Here is a 14,116-nt window from a genome sequence, read left to right as displayed (position 1 = left end):
TATAGTGTGCAATTCTTCATGCCGGCGAAGGCCGGTATCTCGCAAGCGCTAAGAGGGGCCGGCCTTCGCCGGCATGACGACAGCAGAGGGTATGACAACAGCAAAAAAACGGAGTGTCCAGAAAATAAGGTACATACTGATGTAACTCCAGAACACAGAATTGATTAAAAACTCGAAACTCTGTCCGCGCCAGAAGATTTGAAATAACCCGGTAAATATCAATGCAATGCCAAGGGTGTAACCACCAAACAGTTCCTCTGCCTTATTGCTGATCAGCTGGCACATTGCGCCATAACTGAACAGGCAAATGAAGATGCCAGGGATGCCTCCCGAGAGGTAGGCATCAACAACAAAAGCAGGCTTAGCGGAAACTTTTGATGCTTCGTTTATCACTCCGGCTTTATAAACACGTTCCATAACCAGTTGTTCGGTATTAGGTTTGGACGGCCAGAATACACGGGGAATGATCGACTGTAAGGATTGATGAACCAGGTCAAAGCCATAATGATCAACGTTATTGGGTGTGGATTGAACATATTTAGTAAACATGCTGATTTCACTAAGTCTGTTTGTGAAAAATGCGAGGTTATTGTCCGTGTTTTCTTCGTCGAAAGTAGCGGAAAGTGCCAGCTGTCCTGCTTGTGTTACGGAAAGTCCGCCAGACCAGGCTTGTTCCCTGAAAATCCGGTTGTATGTGGGCAAGAGGAAAAAAAGCGAAAATAATAAAGGTAGAAAGACAAATATTACTGTTCTCTTGTAGCTTGGGTATAGGAAAATGGCGAGGACCACAATACTTAGAATAATGGGCTCTTTAAAACCCGAAATTAGTGCATGATAAAAGTTCATTCCATAAATGAGCAGGCAACAAGAAATGTGTATGATTTTTCGTTCAGTTATGGCATAGGTTAAAGCAAGGGTACCGGCAATGGCGCTTAAGGTGTTGAACTGATGGGAAAGCTGTTCGAGTCCTTCGAGCTTGCTTAGCAGATAAGAAAGGCAAATGCCGATGATACTGATACTAAAGATCAGTTTGCCTGGCTGTGGGGTGATGTAGGAATATTTATGTATAGGTGTGGGTGGCAAAAAAAGCAGTATTCCGGTTACAAAAGCAGCATGTGCCAGGGAGTAGTGTCGTTGGCATTGCGCAGTGAGGTGAAGCGTGCTTGTGCCGTTTGTGACGCTGGTATCTGGGAGGGTATGTACTAATTCTATAAAATAAAAGATAGAGGTGCAGGACATATAGCCGGCAAAAATGAGTTGTACCAGGATCAATGGGCGCATCAGTTGTGCTGCAAATGGGAGGTCGCTGGGCAAAGCCTTGATCTTTCCGCTAAGGCTGATGTAAAAAATTAGAAAAGAACCCAGCCAGGCCAGCAGATAAGAGATGAAGGGATAATCCATGAATAGCAGTGATAATAGCCATGGAACAAATAGCATTACGTATGGTGTAGGCGTCTGGTTGTTATTCATTTGTGATCAGTTTAGCTAATGTATTGGTATACTGTTGCTTATTGAAATGCTTTAGGGCCTCCTGTTGAATGCTTTTGCGGAATTCAGCCGTTAAGCTACGGTGGAGCATTCTTCTTAAGGCTAGTTCGAGTGCTTCAGCATCATCGGGATCGATTGTTGTTCCTAATCCTTCGTGGCAAACTGCGTCTGTACTGCCATCTTTATTACCACAGATTATTGGGAGGCCATGTGCCATGGCTTCCGTAAAGACAATTCCGAAACCTTCTTTTTTGCTGGGTAAAACAAATACGTCGGCCAGGAGGTAGTGGTCCGACAACTCTTCTTTTTTGATGTAGCCTACCAGTATAAAATTATCGCCTAGTCCGACGCTTGCAGCCAGCTGCTCTATGCGCTCTCTTTCATTTTTGTTCCATGGTCCTGCGAGTATATATAGCAGGTTTGGGAAGTGTTGTCTGATTTTTCCGATCGCCCGGATCACCTGATCATATCCCTTGGCCTTTTCATGAACACTCATCCTGGTTAGCGTGAAGACTACTCTATCGGTAGATGCTAGTCCATAGCGTTCTAACAGGTAGATTGGTTTCCGTAGATTTTCGGGTGGTTGTATAAATGGGTCGGAAATGTTGTTTAATACGGTACAATGTGCCGGATTTGCATGATGCAGTGTAATGATTTTATCTTTTGTAAAGTTGCTGACACAAATAAAACGATCTGCAATTTCCCAGATGGTCTTTTTCCAGCCCGACAATGGGCGCCACACTTCTGTGCCATGGGCAATAAGCCATATTTTGCAGGAGGGACGTAGTAAGCGGATGACAACAGCAGGGAAGGAGAGGTTAACATGACTAAGTACTACGATCTCGGCATTTAGTCCGTTCCAGATGCTTTGTAGGGTAAACCATATTTTGTTCTTTCCAAAACCTTTGAAGTAAGCAGGTGGTAGATAGGGACTGCTGGTTACATTGGCAGCATCATTTAAAACATACAAATGTAGGTTGTAACTGTTTTTTTGACACCATTCATGTAAAATGTGGGCAAACGTACGGCTCATACTTTGGATGCCGCCGGCGGCATTGAATGTTTCGGGACTAAGGATTAGTATTCTTTTAGACATATTTATCTTTTTAGCTGCGGATGTTCCACCAATTTAACCTCGGCTCATTTTCATAATAGCCCGAATTTTTATAGTTGTTGTAGTCGGTGCAGTGATGCTGAACGCTCTGGTCTGCATCAGCTTTGTAACAGCTCGCGTGCAGTCGGTTTTCTTCAAAAGCATTCAGCACTATAGCCATGTTGCTTAAGTTGTACTTGATGGCTAGTCCCTGAGCTGTACTTAGTGTTTTACGTTTGGATTTCCCATACCGTATTACGAACAGATTGATGTCGCTTTTACAGCATAAGGAAATGGCATCTGATACCATGCCAACGGGAGCTGTATCAATGAGTATCATTTCATATCTATCCCTGAGTTCGCTGATCAGTTTATCTATTTTTCCATTGTGCAGTAATTCTGCCGGGTGATCAGGAATTGGTCCTGAGTTAATGAAATCAAGGTTTTTGTGGTTAGTCTGCTGGATAATTTGATCGATGGTATATGCGCTGGACAGGTAAGTGCTGAGGCCTGACGTGTTCGAACTGGTAAAAGCCATATGTAGTTTTGGTCGTCGCAGGTCGGCCCCAATAATTATTACTTTTTTATTGATCATGGCCAGGCTTCCGGCCAGGTTAAGGGCAACAAAGGATTTTCCTTCTCCTGCAATTTCAGAGGTGATGCAGATGATTTTACTCTTTTTTTCGGGAGCAAACATATTAATAGAGCTGCGCAGGGCACGTACCGATTCGGCAAAGACCGTTCGTTGCTGAACTAAATTCAGTATGTGTGGGTTATACTCATCTATTGTTCCTGTGGATTTCCTGATGATTCCCGCGATGGGGATGCTTGTTGCAGATAGAACAATTTCCTTGTTGTAAATGTAAGGTGTCAATGTTCTGAGCAGGATGATGATAATTATCCCGGCTAAAAGCCCTAAAATAACTGCTGTCCGGTAAACCTTAGCTTGGTTTGGTGTGATAGGTATGTCGTTGGGCTGCGCCTGTTCAATGATGGTGGCAGCGGGCAAAACGGCGGCGCGGTTGACTTGTGTTTCGAGTTTCTTTTGAGACAGGAAAGAGTATACTTTTTCATTGATTTCAAAATCCCGGCCCAGGCTAACCAGGTTCTTTTCTGTAGCAGGAAGCGTGGCTGTTTGTCGGTTTAATAACTGTATACGGCTATCCAGATGATGCATGTTTTTCTGAAGTCTTTCCCAGGATGCATTGATGTTTTGTAAAACAGCATTTTTAACTTTTGTGATCTGTATGTTTATGTCCTGTATAGGTATAGATGTGTTGGTATACGTTTTTAGCAGGAGGTGTTTGTCACTCAGCAGATTATTCAGGTTAAGGATTAATGTGCTGAGCAACGGCTCAACATGTCCTTCCAGGTTGAGATTTGGGGTTACCTCCTTTGTGTTTTCACTGATTTGTTTTTTTAATTGCAAGATCGAAATCTCCTGTATTTTTAAAGCGGTATGTTGTGCCTCCAGATCACTCAGTTTTGATAAGCTGAGGTTTGCTGAAATTCGGATATCCATGATGCCGGAGTGTTGTTTATGCTTTTCAAGTGCTGTTTCAGCATCCTTTACTTCCGTAGAAAGGAAGTCTAGCTGGGTATTTATAAAATGGATCATTTGTGTAGCCGACTGTGTTTTCTGATGTTGATCATAGTTCAGATAAGCATGCATGATGGCATTTAGTATATCGGCGGCGAAATAAGGGTTGGTATCTGTTTGACAGAGGCTAATTATATTTGAATTTTTAACGGCCTCAGTTGTTTGTAGTCCCTCGTTTACCCGCTCTAACAGTGTTTCTGGAGTGTTAAATCTAAATAGGTAGGTGCTGTCCAGGCTTAAAGCACTGTTGTGTTGGATGGTAAAGCTGGTGTTGTGAATACTGATAAGGCTGTTGTACCTAAAGTTGCGTTCAATTTTCCTACCTTCAGCATTCCAGCTCAGGCGGAAGGTCTTTATGTTTATCGCTTTGAAACTAATCAGGCTTTCGGTACCCGTTTGTTTGCCTGGTTTAACCAGCTTAATGTGTAATGGTTTTTGCGGATACAGATCCTTATTTCGGAATTTGCCTTTTGTGTAAAAGCTGATTTGATAATCTATGTGTTTGATGGCATCCAGTAATATGTTCCTGCTGTGTATGATGGATTTTTCGCTTTGTAAACTGGCCGGGCTGCGCGTGGTATTGTTCATCACCTTTACCAGATCGGATAGCTCAGGTTTTTTTTCTTCAAATTTAAGTATCCCGGATGTGGAATAAGTTTTAGGGCAGTACCATAAGTAAGTGTAGGCGATTAGTAACGCACAGGCTAGCATTCCTGCTAACAGATACCAGCGACTAAGAAGTATACGCGATACTTTAAGGTAATCGATTTCTTTATTCATCATCGGCGGCTAAGGGTGTGAATGATCAATACGGTATTTAGAAGTGTAATGACGGGTTGCAGGATGGCAGATATGCTTTGTAGTTTTTCGTTTCTGATGGCTTTTTTGTGTTGTGCCACATAAATGATGTCATTGTTCTGCAGGATGATTCCCGGATCTGAAAGTGTTTTTATGTTACTTAGGTCGAATGTGTTAATCTCTTGTTTGTCTGAGGTTCCACGAATGATTTTTACATTTCTTACGTTGCCTTTATCCGTAATTCCACCGGCAGTACCGATCACTTCCATCAATGATGTATGGTCTTTTACCAGGGGATAGTTTCCCTGGTTTTTGACTTCGCCAATTAATGTTACTTTAAGATTAACGATTTTTAGCGCTATCATTGGGGCTTTGAGCTCAATGCTGTAAAGCATTTCAATGTGCTTTGCAGCTTCGAAACGGTTAAGGCCAGCGACTTTTACACGACCTAATACGGGGAGGGCAATGGTACTGTCGGCCTGTACTTCGTAAAGATGGTCGTCGGCACCAGAGTGTTGTGTGTTTACTATGAACGGTTCTTGTATAATATATTTTCGGTTCTGTAGATTTCTGATCTGTAACAGATCCTGCGGTTGTATGTAATGAGTACTTTTTGGAAGATTGCTGCTCTTTATTGTAGCAACATGAGTTTTCGTGTCGAACAATAATTGTTGCTGTTTATTTGCGCAGGAAAAACCAAGTGTTACGCTGGTTATTATAGCAATTGAAAGTGCCGGTTTATTACCAATATGCATAATGAAATTAAGTTTAATTTTTTTAGCAATAGGCTAGATAGTGAACGTGATAATAATTGTGCAATTAATTGTAATTATTTGTTAATTTTATTTACATGAATGGTATTAAAATTTCTTTAATCACGATTTCCAGAAATGCGGCTACTACTATTCAGCGTTGCATGGATTCTATTTTTATGCAGGCCTATCATAATTTAGAGTACATTGTTATTGATGGTAATTCTGACGATGGCACCTGGGAAACCATTTTAAAAAACAAAGCGGATATCCATTTTTTTAAGTCTGAATCAGATCTTGGGATTTATGATGCCATAAATAAAGGTATTATACATGCTACCGGTGATGTAGTTGGGGTATTGAATGCGGATGATTATTTTGTGGATGAGGAGGTATTAAGTGCTGTTGCCGGGTGTTTTGAAGACAAGGATACGGATGTTGTCTATGCAGATTTAGACTATGTAGGTCATAATGATCAGGTTGTTCGTAGGTGGCGCGCAGGTAATTATGAACGTAATCATTTTAATTATGGCTGGATGCCTCCTCATCCGACTTTTTATGTAAGAAGGCGGCTATTTGATACGTTTGGTTTATACAGGGGTGATTATGGCTCTGCTGCTGATTATGAACTGATGCTCCGTTTTATGTATCTGAATAAAACGAAGGTGAGTTATTTGAATAAAGTGATCGTTAAAATGAAGACTGGCGGTATTAGTAACAGGTATTTGGGGAATAGATTGCTGGCCTGGCAGTCGGACTATAAAGCGATGAAGATGAATCATATCAATATCCCGTTGCTGGCGGTGATGCTTAAACCACTCAGGAAAATCGCCCAGTTTTTTTGTTGATTGCTAACTCATTCGTATGGTTAACTCATTCGTCATCCTGACGCAGGTCAGGATCTCGCATTCGATATTCCACCATTGCAGGTGAGAGATCCTGACCTGCGTCAGGATGACGAGATGCGAAAAGAGATTGCGTGATAAATAAAAATGGTTAGGAAGATGAGCATGACAGTACATGACAGAAGTATTCTTTGATAGCGCTACATTAGTCGAACCAAATTTAAATCTTAAAACATGCAGGTTCTTCTAGGCGTTATTTTTCATTTCATCGGTGGCTTTGCCTCTGGTAGTTTTTATATCCCTTTCAAAAAAGTAAAAAGTTGGTCCTGGGAAACCTATTGGATCGTAGGTGGATTGTTCTCCTGGCTAATTGTTCCACCATTGGCAGCCTGGTTAACTATCCCCGGTTTTATGGATATCATTACACAGACCGATGGTAAGATATTGTTGCTGACTTATTTCTTTGGTTTGCTTTGGGGTATTGGCGGGTTAACTTATGGATTAGGGGTGCGTTACCTCGGGATTTCATTGGGAAGTACCATTATCCTGGGCCTTTGTTCGGTTTTTGGCGCTTTAATCCCTTCTTTATACTATGACTTTTTTCCGGTGGCGGGTAAAGATAGTTTAAGTGATATGGCTGGGTCACAATGGGGACAAATGGTATTACTGGGGCTTCTTGTTTGTGTAATTGGTATTGTAGTATGTGGTTTGGCGGGGAGCATGAAAGAGAAAGACCTGGTTGCTTCAGGAAAGGCGGACCCTTCAAATAAAGAATATAAACTGGGAATCGGACTGATCGTATCTATTGTTTCGGGTATCTTAAGTGCATGTTTTGCCTTCGGGATTGATGCAGGTAAAGATATGGCCCATCATGCGAATGATGCCTGGAAAGCTTTAAATCCTGACCAGGGTGAATTCCTTTTTCAGAACAATGTAACTTATGTAGTGATTTTATGGGGCGGTTTAACTACCAATTTATTCTGGTGTATGTTATTGAACTCGCGCAATAAAACTTTTGGTGATTATACAGACAAAAAGGCGCCATTACTTAAAAACTATATTTTCTCGGCACTGGCAGGTACCACCTGGTTTTTACAGTTCTTTTTTTACGGAATGGGCGAAAGTAAAATGGGGAACGGTGCCAGCGGATGGATTTTGCACATGGCCTGTATTATCCTGGTTGCCAATGGCTGGGGACTGTTCTTTAAAGAATGGAACGGTGTTAAGCAAAAAACCTTTGGAACGGTAATCGCCGGAATTGTAATTCTGATCTTATCCATATTCATTGTGGGTTATGGAAATTCACTTAAATAAAAAATATAAAACAATTAATTTAAATACTTTTATGAGTACTCGAACAACTGATTTTAAACATGTAAGCTATTTGTGGGATGATGCAAAGGCTGCTGAAATGGCCGGTGATGAAGTTGCACTGTTAATCTACCGTTCAAATTTATTAGGTGCTGATTTGCGCTTAACCAATTATGGTGGTGGAAATACATCTTGTAAAGCCATTGCTAAAGATCCGCTTACCGGGCAGGATACTGAAATTATGTGGGTTAAAGGATCTGGTGGTGATTTGGGTACCTTGAAAAGCAGTGGTTTGGCAGCTTTGTATGTTGACCGCCTGCGTGATCTTAAAAATATTTACAGAGGCCTGGAACATGAGGATGAAATGGTGGAATTGTTTAACCATTGCATTTATGACCTGCAATCTAAAGCGCCATCTATTGATACACCTTTGCATGGCTTCCTGCCGTTTGCACATATTGATCACCTGCATCCTGATGCAGCGATCGCAATTGCGGCTGCTAAAGATGGAGAACGCATAACTAAAGAGTTGTTTAACGGAACAATTGGCTGGGTGCCATGGCAAAAGCCAGGCTTCGAGTTGGGCTTGATGCTACGCAAATGCCTGGACGAAAATCCAGGGATCAGAGGGATCATGTTGGGCTCTCACGGTTTATTTACCTGGGGAGATACGGCTTACGAAAGCTATATGAATACCCTGGAAGTGATTGAAAGGTGTGCTGAATACCTAGAAGAAAATTATGGAAAAAAAGCGCCGGTATTTGGCGGACAAAAAATAGAAAGTGCTGCGAAAGAACAACGTAGCAAACAAGCGGCGGCAATTGCACCTGTACTGAGAGGTTTCTGCTCAAGCGAAAGACATATGGTTGGTCACTTTACGGATGACGCTAGGGTATTGGAGTTTATCAACTCGAACGACCTGAGCCGTCTTGCTCCATTGGGTACAAGTTGTCCTGACCACTTTTTACGCACCAAAATCAGTCCGCTGGTACTGAAACTGGAGCCTAATGAAGACCTTAGTGATATTAAATCCCTAAAAGAAAGATTAGCGCCTGAATTTGAAGCTTACAGGAAAATGTATGCGGAATATTACGATTCATGCAAACACAGCAATAGCCCTGCAATACGCGATGCCAACCCGGTAATTATCCTTTATCCTGGTATCGGTATGTTCTCTTTTTCGAAAGATAAACAGACCGCTAGGGTAGCAGCTGAGTTCTATACCAATGCCATCAATGTAATGAAAGGGGCGGAAGCCATTTCTGAATACACTTCTTTACCGAGACAGGAAGCGTTTAACATTGAATATTGGTTGCTGGAAGAAGCGAAACTGCAAAGAATGCCAAAGCCTAAGCCACTTTCAGGAAAAATTGCCCTGATTACCGGTAGCGCTGGTGGTATTGGAAAGGCTATTGCCCGTAAGTTTGTGGAAGAGGGTGCAGTAGTGGTGCTGAACGACATGAACGCAGAACGTTTGGAAAGCGCTGGTGAAGAGTTTACCAGTAAATTTGGTAAAGACAGTTATGCGACAGCAGTATTGAACGTGACCAGTGCGGAAGACATTGCTTCGGCGTTTGACGCAGCTGCCCTGGCTTTTGGTGGTGTGGATATTGTAGTGAACAACGCAGGCCTTTCTATCTCAAAAACGATTGCAGATCACACAGAAAAGGATTGGGATTTGTTGTATGATGTACTGGTGAAAGGTCAGTTCTTTGTGACACAGGCTGCTGCCGCGGTAATGCAAAAGCAGGAAATTGGTGGTGATATTCTTAATATTGTAAGCAAAAACGCTTTGGTTAGCGGTCCGAATAACGCAGGTTATGGTAGTGCTAAAGCTGCACAGTTACACTTGAGTAGATTAAATGCTGCTGAACTGGGTGCTGATGGCATCCGTGTAAATGTGGTAAACCCTGATGCAGTGATCAGCGATAGCAATATCTGGGCCGGTGGATGGGCCGAAGGCCGTGCGAAAGCATATGGAATTACAGTTGCGGAGTTGCCTGCTTATTATGCAAAACGTACCTTGCTGAACCAGATCATTTTGCCGGATGATATCGCAAATGCTTGTTTCGCGTTTGTAGGTGGATTGCTGAATAAATCAACCGGAAATGTATTAAATGTAGATGGGGGTGTTGCGAATGCCTTTGTTCGTTAAAAAAATAATAGGTGTCGAGATCCTGAAATAAATTCAGGATGACGAAATGGACTGTTGTATAACCAAAATATAGACAAGATGAAAATAGAGAATTATCACATTGAATCACATAATAATGAGCTTTTACCTAAACATCAGCGTAAGCTTGCTTTTATTACAGATGAAGTTGCAAATGCAGAGGAAATTATTCAGAAACTGATTGATTTCCAGATCGGCATTCCTAGCTGGGCATTGGGTACAGGTGGTACACGTTTCGGACGTTTTTCATCTGGTGGTGAGCCCCGTAACATTGAGGAGAAGATTGAGGATATTGGCTTATTGCATAAGTTAAATGCTGCCAGTGGTTCTATCTCTCTGCATATTCCATGGGATACTGCTGATAATGTACCGGCTATTAAAGCGCTGGTTGCGCAGCATGGCTTAACGTTTGATGCCATGAACTCTAATACTTTTCAGGATCAGGCCAACGCAGCGCACAGCTATAAATTCGGCTCTCTGCAACATGTGGATAAAGCGGTAAGAAAACAAGCGATTGAACACAATATCGAAGTGATCCGTCAGGGTATAGAGTTGGGTTCAAAAGCACTTACCGTATGGTTGGCTGATGGATCTTGCTTCCCGGGACAATTGAACTTCAGAAAGGCTTTCCAAAATACATTAGAGAGCTTACAGGAAATTTATGCGGCTTTACCAGCCGATTGGAAAGTATTTGTGGAATACAAAGCATTTGAGCCAAACTTCTACTCGACAACGGTAGGTGATTGGGGGCAATCGTTATTGTATGCAAGTAAATTGGGTCCTAAAGCTTATACGCTGGTAGATTTAGGTCACCACCTGCCAAATGCCAACATTGAGCAGATTGTTTCTTTGTTGCTGATGGAAGGGAAACTTGGCGGGTTCCATTTCAACGATTCAAAATATGGGGACGACGACTTAACAGCTGGCAGTATGAAGCCTTATCAGTTGTTTCTGATCTTTAATGAATTAGTTGAAGGTATGGATGCACGTGGTATGAACCACAGCTCTGACCTGGGTTGGATGATTGATGCTTCGCACAACGTGAAAGATCCATTGGAAGATTTGTTGCAATCTGTAGAAGCGATTATGCTGGCTTATGCACAGGCATTATCGGTTGACCGAGCTGCTTTACAAAAAGCACAGGCTGAAAATGACGTGGCCCGTGCACAGGAGGTCCTGCAGCAGGCATTCCGTACTGATCTGCGTCCGCTGGTAGCTGAGGCGCGTTTGCGTGCGGGTGCAGCTCTGGCTCCGCTTGAGTTGTTCAGGCAACAGAATGTAAGACAAGAACTGATTAAAAGCCGTGGTTTAAATACTGTAGCAACGGGATTATAATTAATGGGATTAAAGATGAAACCGACTCCTGTAATCGCTGTGTTTGATGTGGGTAAAACCAATAAGAAGCTGTTCCTTTTTGATGAACAGTATAAAATTGTTTTCGAAAGATCTGCCCGTTTCCTGGAGACTGTGGATGAAGATGGAGATCCCTGCGAAAACCTGGAAAGCTTAAGGTTATCAATTTTTGATTCGCTGAGAGAGGTGTTTAAGAATCCTGCTTTTGAAGTGAAATCTATTAATTTCGCTACTTATGGTGCCAGCTTCGTTTATATTGATGAAGCTGGTAATCCTTTGGCACCGCTGTATAACTACCTGAAGGAATATCCGCAGGAACTGAAAGATCAGTTTTACAATACTTACGGCGGAACGGCGGTATTTTCGAACCTTACGGCATCACCTGTGCTGGGGAGTTTAAATTCGGGTATGCAGCTTTACCGCATCAAGTATGAAAAGCCGGAGTTGTATGCTAAGATAAAATATGCCTTGCACCTGCCGCAATATTTGAGTTACCTGATTTCGGGCGAAGCGTATTCTGATATTACCAGTATAGGTTGTCATACGAATTTATGGGATTTTACGAAAAATGATTACCATGAATGGGTTAGAAAGGAAGGGGTTATTGAAAAGCTTGCGCCTATAGTTGCGGCCGACAAAGTGATTCCCGCGGCCTTCCCTGGTAATAATTATGCGGTTGGCCCGGGGTTCCATGACAGCTCCGCTGCTTTAGTGCCTTACCTGGTTAACTTCCATGAGCCCTTTATCCTGTTGTCTACCGGTACCTGGTGTATCAGCTTAAATCCTTTCAATTCTACTCCGCTTACTGCTGAGGAACTGGAAAACGATTGCCTTTGTTATTTGCAGTATGAAGGAAAGCCGGTAAAGGCTTCCCGTCTTTTTGCAGGTTATGAGCATGAACAGCAGGTGAAGCGTATTGCCGCACATTTCGGGACTGATGTGATTGCTTATCGCTCCGTTCCTTTTGATGCTGGTTTGATTGAACAAATTCAGCTGATGGATAAAGAGGGTACGCTTGCGGAAGACACGGGTACTGGTTTGCAGGAATCAGTCTTTTCGAAGCGGGATTTAAATGCTTATCCTTCGGATGTGATGGCTTATCACCAGTTGATCTTTGACCTGGTAAACCAGCAATATATTTCGACCAGCAGGGTGCTTAAAGGAACTGAAGTGAAAAGGATTTTTGTAGATGGTGGGTTTAGTAAGAACGTTATATTTATGAACTTGCTGGCTGCCGCTTTCCCGGAACTGGAGGTGTTTGCCGCTTATATGGCCCAGGCAACGGCCGTTGGAGCAGCACTCGCCATTCATAAAACCTGGAATACAAAGCCTTTGCCTAACGATATTGTTGAATTAAAATATTATGCAGGAGGTACTGTTTTATATTAAATTAGTGCTATATTAACTTTTTGGCGTAATAGTTTGTACCATTCATGCGATTACCGTTACCTTTTTGTTTCTGCGTCCTCGTCATCCTGAATTTATTTCAGGATCTCTTTAAGCAGTATCGAAGAACAGGTTCGGGATCCTGAAATAAACTGTGTAGCATTCTTGAAGGCAGAAATCAATAGATGCTACTGAGAAATTCAGGATGACGTCGTCTTAATTTACATACTATTACGCTAATGGTTTGAACACTAACCCTACCTAGCGCATAATACCAGGAATGAAGCCCGTGAAATTTTTTGATTATATCCATGTTGATGAATACTCTTCAACACCAAAATATTTACAATTAACCAATTCCATTCTTAGTGCAATTGAGGCCGGGAAGATCCAGAAGGATTACCTGCTGCCATCTATTAACGAGCTAAGTTATGAACTTGAAATATCCAGGGATACGGCAGAGAAGGGCTATAAGTACCTGAAGAAAATAGGTGTTGTAGGCTCTGTTCCGGGCAAAGGGTATTATATCATTAGCACGGAATTCAGAAGAACGCTCAAAATATTTCTGCTTTTCAATAAGCTGAGCTCCCATAAAAAGATCATTTACGATGCTTTTATAAAGGCACTGGGCGACCATGTGGCGGTAGATTTTTACATCTACAACAATGACTTTAATCTTTTTAAAAAGCTGCTTTCCAATAAAAAGGAAGACTATTCACATTATGTGATCATTCCTCATTTTATGGAGGGGCACGACCTGGTGCATGAAGTGATTAACCTGATTCCGAAGGAGAAGCTGGTGATATTGGACAAGCTGGTTCCCGGTGTAACAGGAGAATATGCTGCCGTGTATGAAAATTTTGAAAATGATATTTATAATGCGCTGGATCAGGCCAGAGAGCAGTTGGGAAAATACCATACTATTAAGATAATTATGCCAAAGCGGAGTTATTATCCGATGGAGATTTTAAAAGGGTTCTATCGGTTTTGCCAGCAATATGCTTTTACGCCAAAGGTGATTAACCAGATCCTCACCGAGGAAATTGCTGAAGGGGAGGTATACATTAACCTGATGGAAGATGATCTGGTGACGCTGATTGAAAGGCTTATCAATCTGAAGTTGACTTTGGGTAAAGATGTCGGTGTAATCTCTTATAATGAAACACCTTTAAAGAAGATCATTTTAAATGGAATAACAACCATTTCTACCGATTTTAGACAAATGGGTGAAATGACTGCAAATCTTATTCTGGAGAACTCAAAGGTGCACCTCGAGGTGCCTTTTCACTTAACCCTCCGTGCATCGTTATGACACTC

The 14,116-nt window shown here is 42.1% G+C and carries 10 protein-coding genes; 6 read left to right on the top strand and 4 right to left on the bottom strand.

Annotation, left to right across the window (positions count from 1 at the left end; genetic code table 11):
• Positions 1-48 precede the first annotated feature (48 nt).
• The 4 genes from R2Q84_RS17850 to R2Q84_RS17835 are packed head-to-tail and all read right to left on the bottom strand — an operon-like array spanning position 49 to position 5,734.
• On the bottom strand, positions 49-1,470 hold the full coding sequence (locus R2Q84_RS17850) for an exosortase Y-associated Wzy-like protein (protein ID WP_316817941.1): 1,422 nt from the start codon (positions 1,468-1,470) through the stop codon (positions 49-51).
• Positions 1,463-2,584, bottom strand: coding sequence for a glycosyltransferase family 4 protein (locus R2Q84_RS17845; protein ID WP_316817940.1), 1,122 nt, complete (start codon positions 2,582-2,584; stop codon positions 1,463-1,465). Before R2Q84_RS17845 ends, R2Q84_RS17850 begins: the two co-directional genes overlap by 8 nt.
• Before the next feature lie 10 nt (positions 2,585-2,594).
• Positions 2,595-4,964 carry a polysaccharide biosynthesis tyrosine autokinase gene (locus R2Q84_RS17840; protein ID WP_316817939.1) on the bottom strand — a complete coding sequence of 790 codons (2,370 nt, stop codon included), beginning with the start codon at positions 4,962-4,964 and terminating at the stop codon, positions 2,595-2,597.
• Entirely contained in the window at positions 4,961-5,734 is a 774-nt protein-coding gene (locus R2Q84_RS17835; RefSeq protein ID WP_316817938.1) for a polysaccharide biosynthesis/export family protein, read from the bottom strand. The genes R2Q84_RS17840 and R2Q84_RS17835 overlap by 4 nt, the downstream gene beginning before the upstream one ends.
• Before the next feature lie 95 nt (positions 5,735-5,829).
• Here R2Q84_RS17835 and R2Q84_RS17830 point away from each other — a divergent pair, with 95 nt between their 5' ends.
• The 6 genes from R2Q84_RS17830 (at position 5,830) to R2Q84_RS17805 (ending at position 14,111) form a co-directional block, all read left to right on the top strand.
• Positions 5,830-6,579, top strand: coding sequence for a glycosyltransferase family 2 protein (locus R2Q84_RS17830; RefSeq protein ID WP_316817937.1), 750 nt, complete (start codon positions 5,830-5,832; stop codon positions 6,577-6,579).
• A gap of 231 nt (positions 6,580-6,810) precedes the next feature.
• The gene (gene rhaT / locus R2Q84_RS17825) at positions 6,811-7,890 is read left to right on the top strand and encodes an L-rhamnose/proton symporter RhaT (RefSeq protein ID WP_316817936.1); all 1,080 of its coding nucleotides are present in this window, start codon (positions 6,811-6,813) and stop codon (positions 7,888-7,890) included.
• A gap of 31 nt (positions 7,891-7,921) precedes the next feature.
• Positions 7,922-10,042, top strand: a complete 2,121-nt coding sequence (locus tag R2Q84_RS17820; protein WP_316817935.1) for a bifunctional aldolase/short-chain dehydrogenase — start codon at positions 7,922-7,924, stop codon at positions 10,040-10,042.
• Between the two features lie 78 nt (positions 10,043-10,120).
• Positions 10,121-11,395, top strand: a complete 1,275-nt coding sequence (locus R2Q84_RS17815) for a TIM barrel protein (RefSeq protein WP_316817934.1) — start codon at positions 10,121-10,123, stop codon at positions 11,393-11,395.
• Between the two features lie 15 nt (positions 11,396-11,410).
• On the top strand, positions 11,411-12,802 hold the full coding sequence (locus tag R2Q84_RS17810) for an FGGY-family carbohydrate kinase (RefSeq protein WP_316817933.1): 1,392 nt from the start codon (positions 11,411-11,413) through the stop codon (positions 12,800-12,802).
• A 277-nt stretch (positions 12,803-13,079) separates the two neighbouring features.
• Positions 13,080-14,111, top strand: coding sequence for a transcriptional regulator (locus tag R2Q84_RS17805; protein WP_316817932.1), 1,032 nt, complete (start codon positions 13,080-13,082; stop codon positions 14,109-14,111).
• Positions 14,112-14,116: the final 5 nt, after the last annotated feature.

Origin of the sequence: Pedobacter nyackensis, assembly GCF_032678475.1 — a bacterium.
GTDB classification, from domain to species: domain Bacteria; phylum Bacteroidota; class Bacteroidia; order Sphingobacteriales; family Sphingobacteriaceae; genus Pedobacter; species Pedobacter nyackensis_A.
The sequence above is the reverse complement of the archived record's forward strand: the minus strand, read 5'-3'. Positions and strand labels throughout refer to the sequence as shown.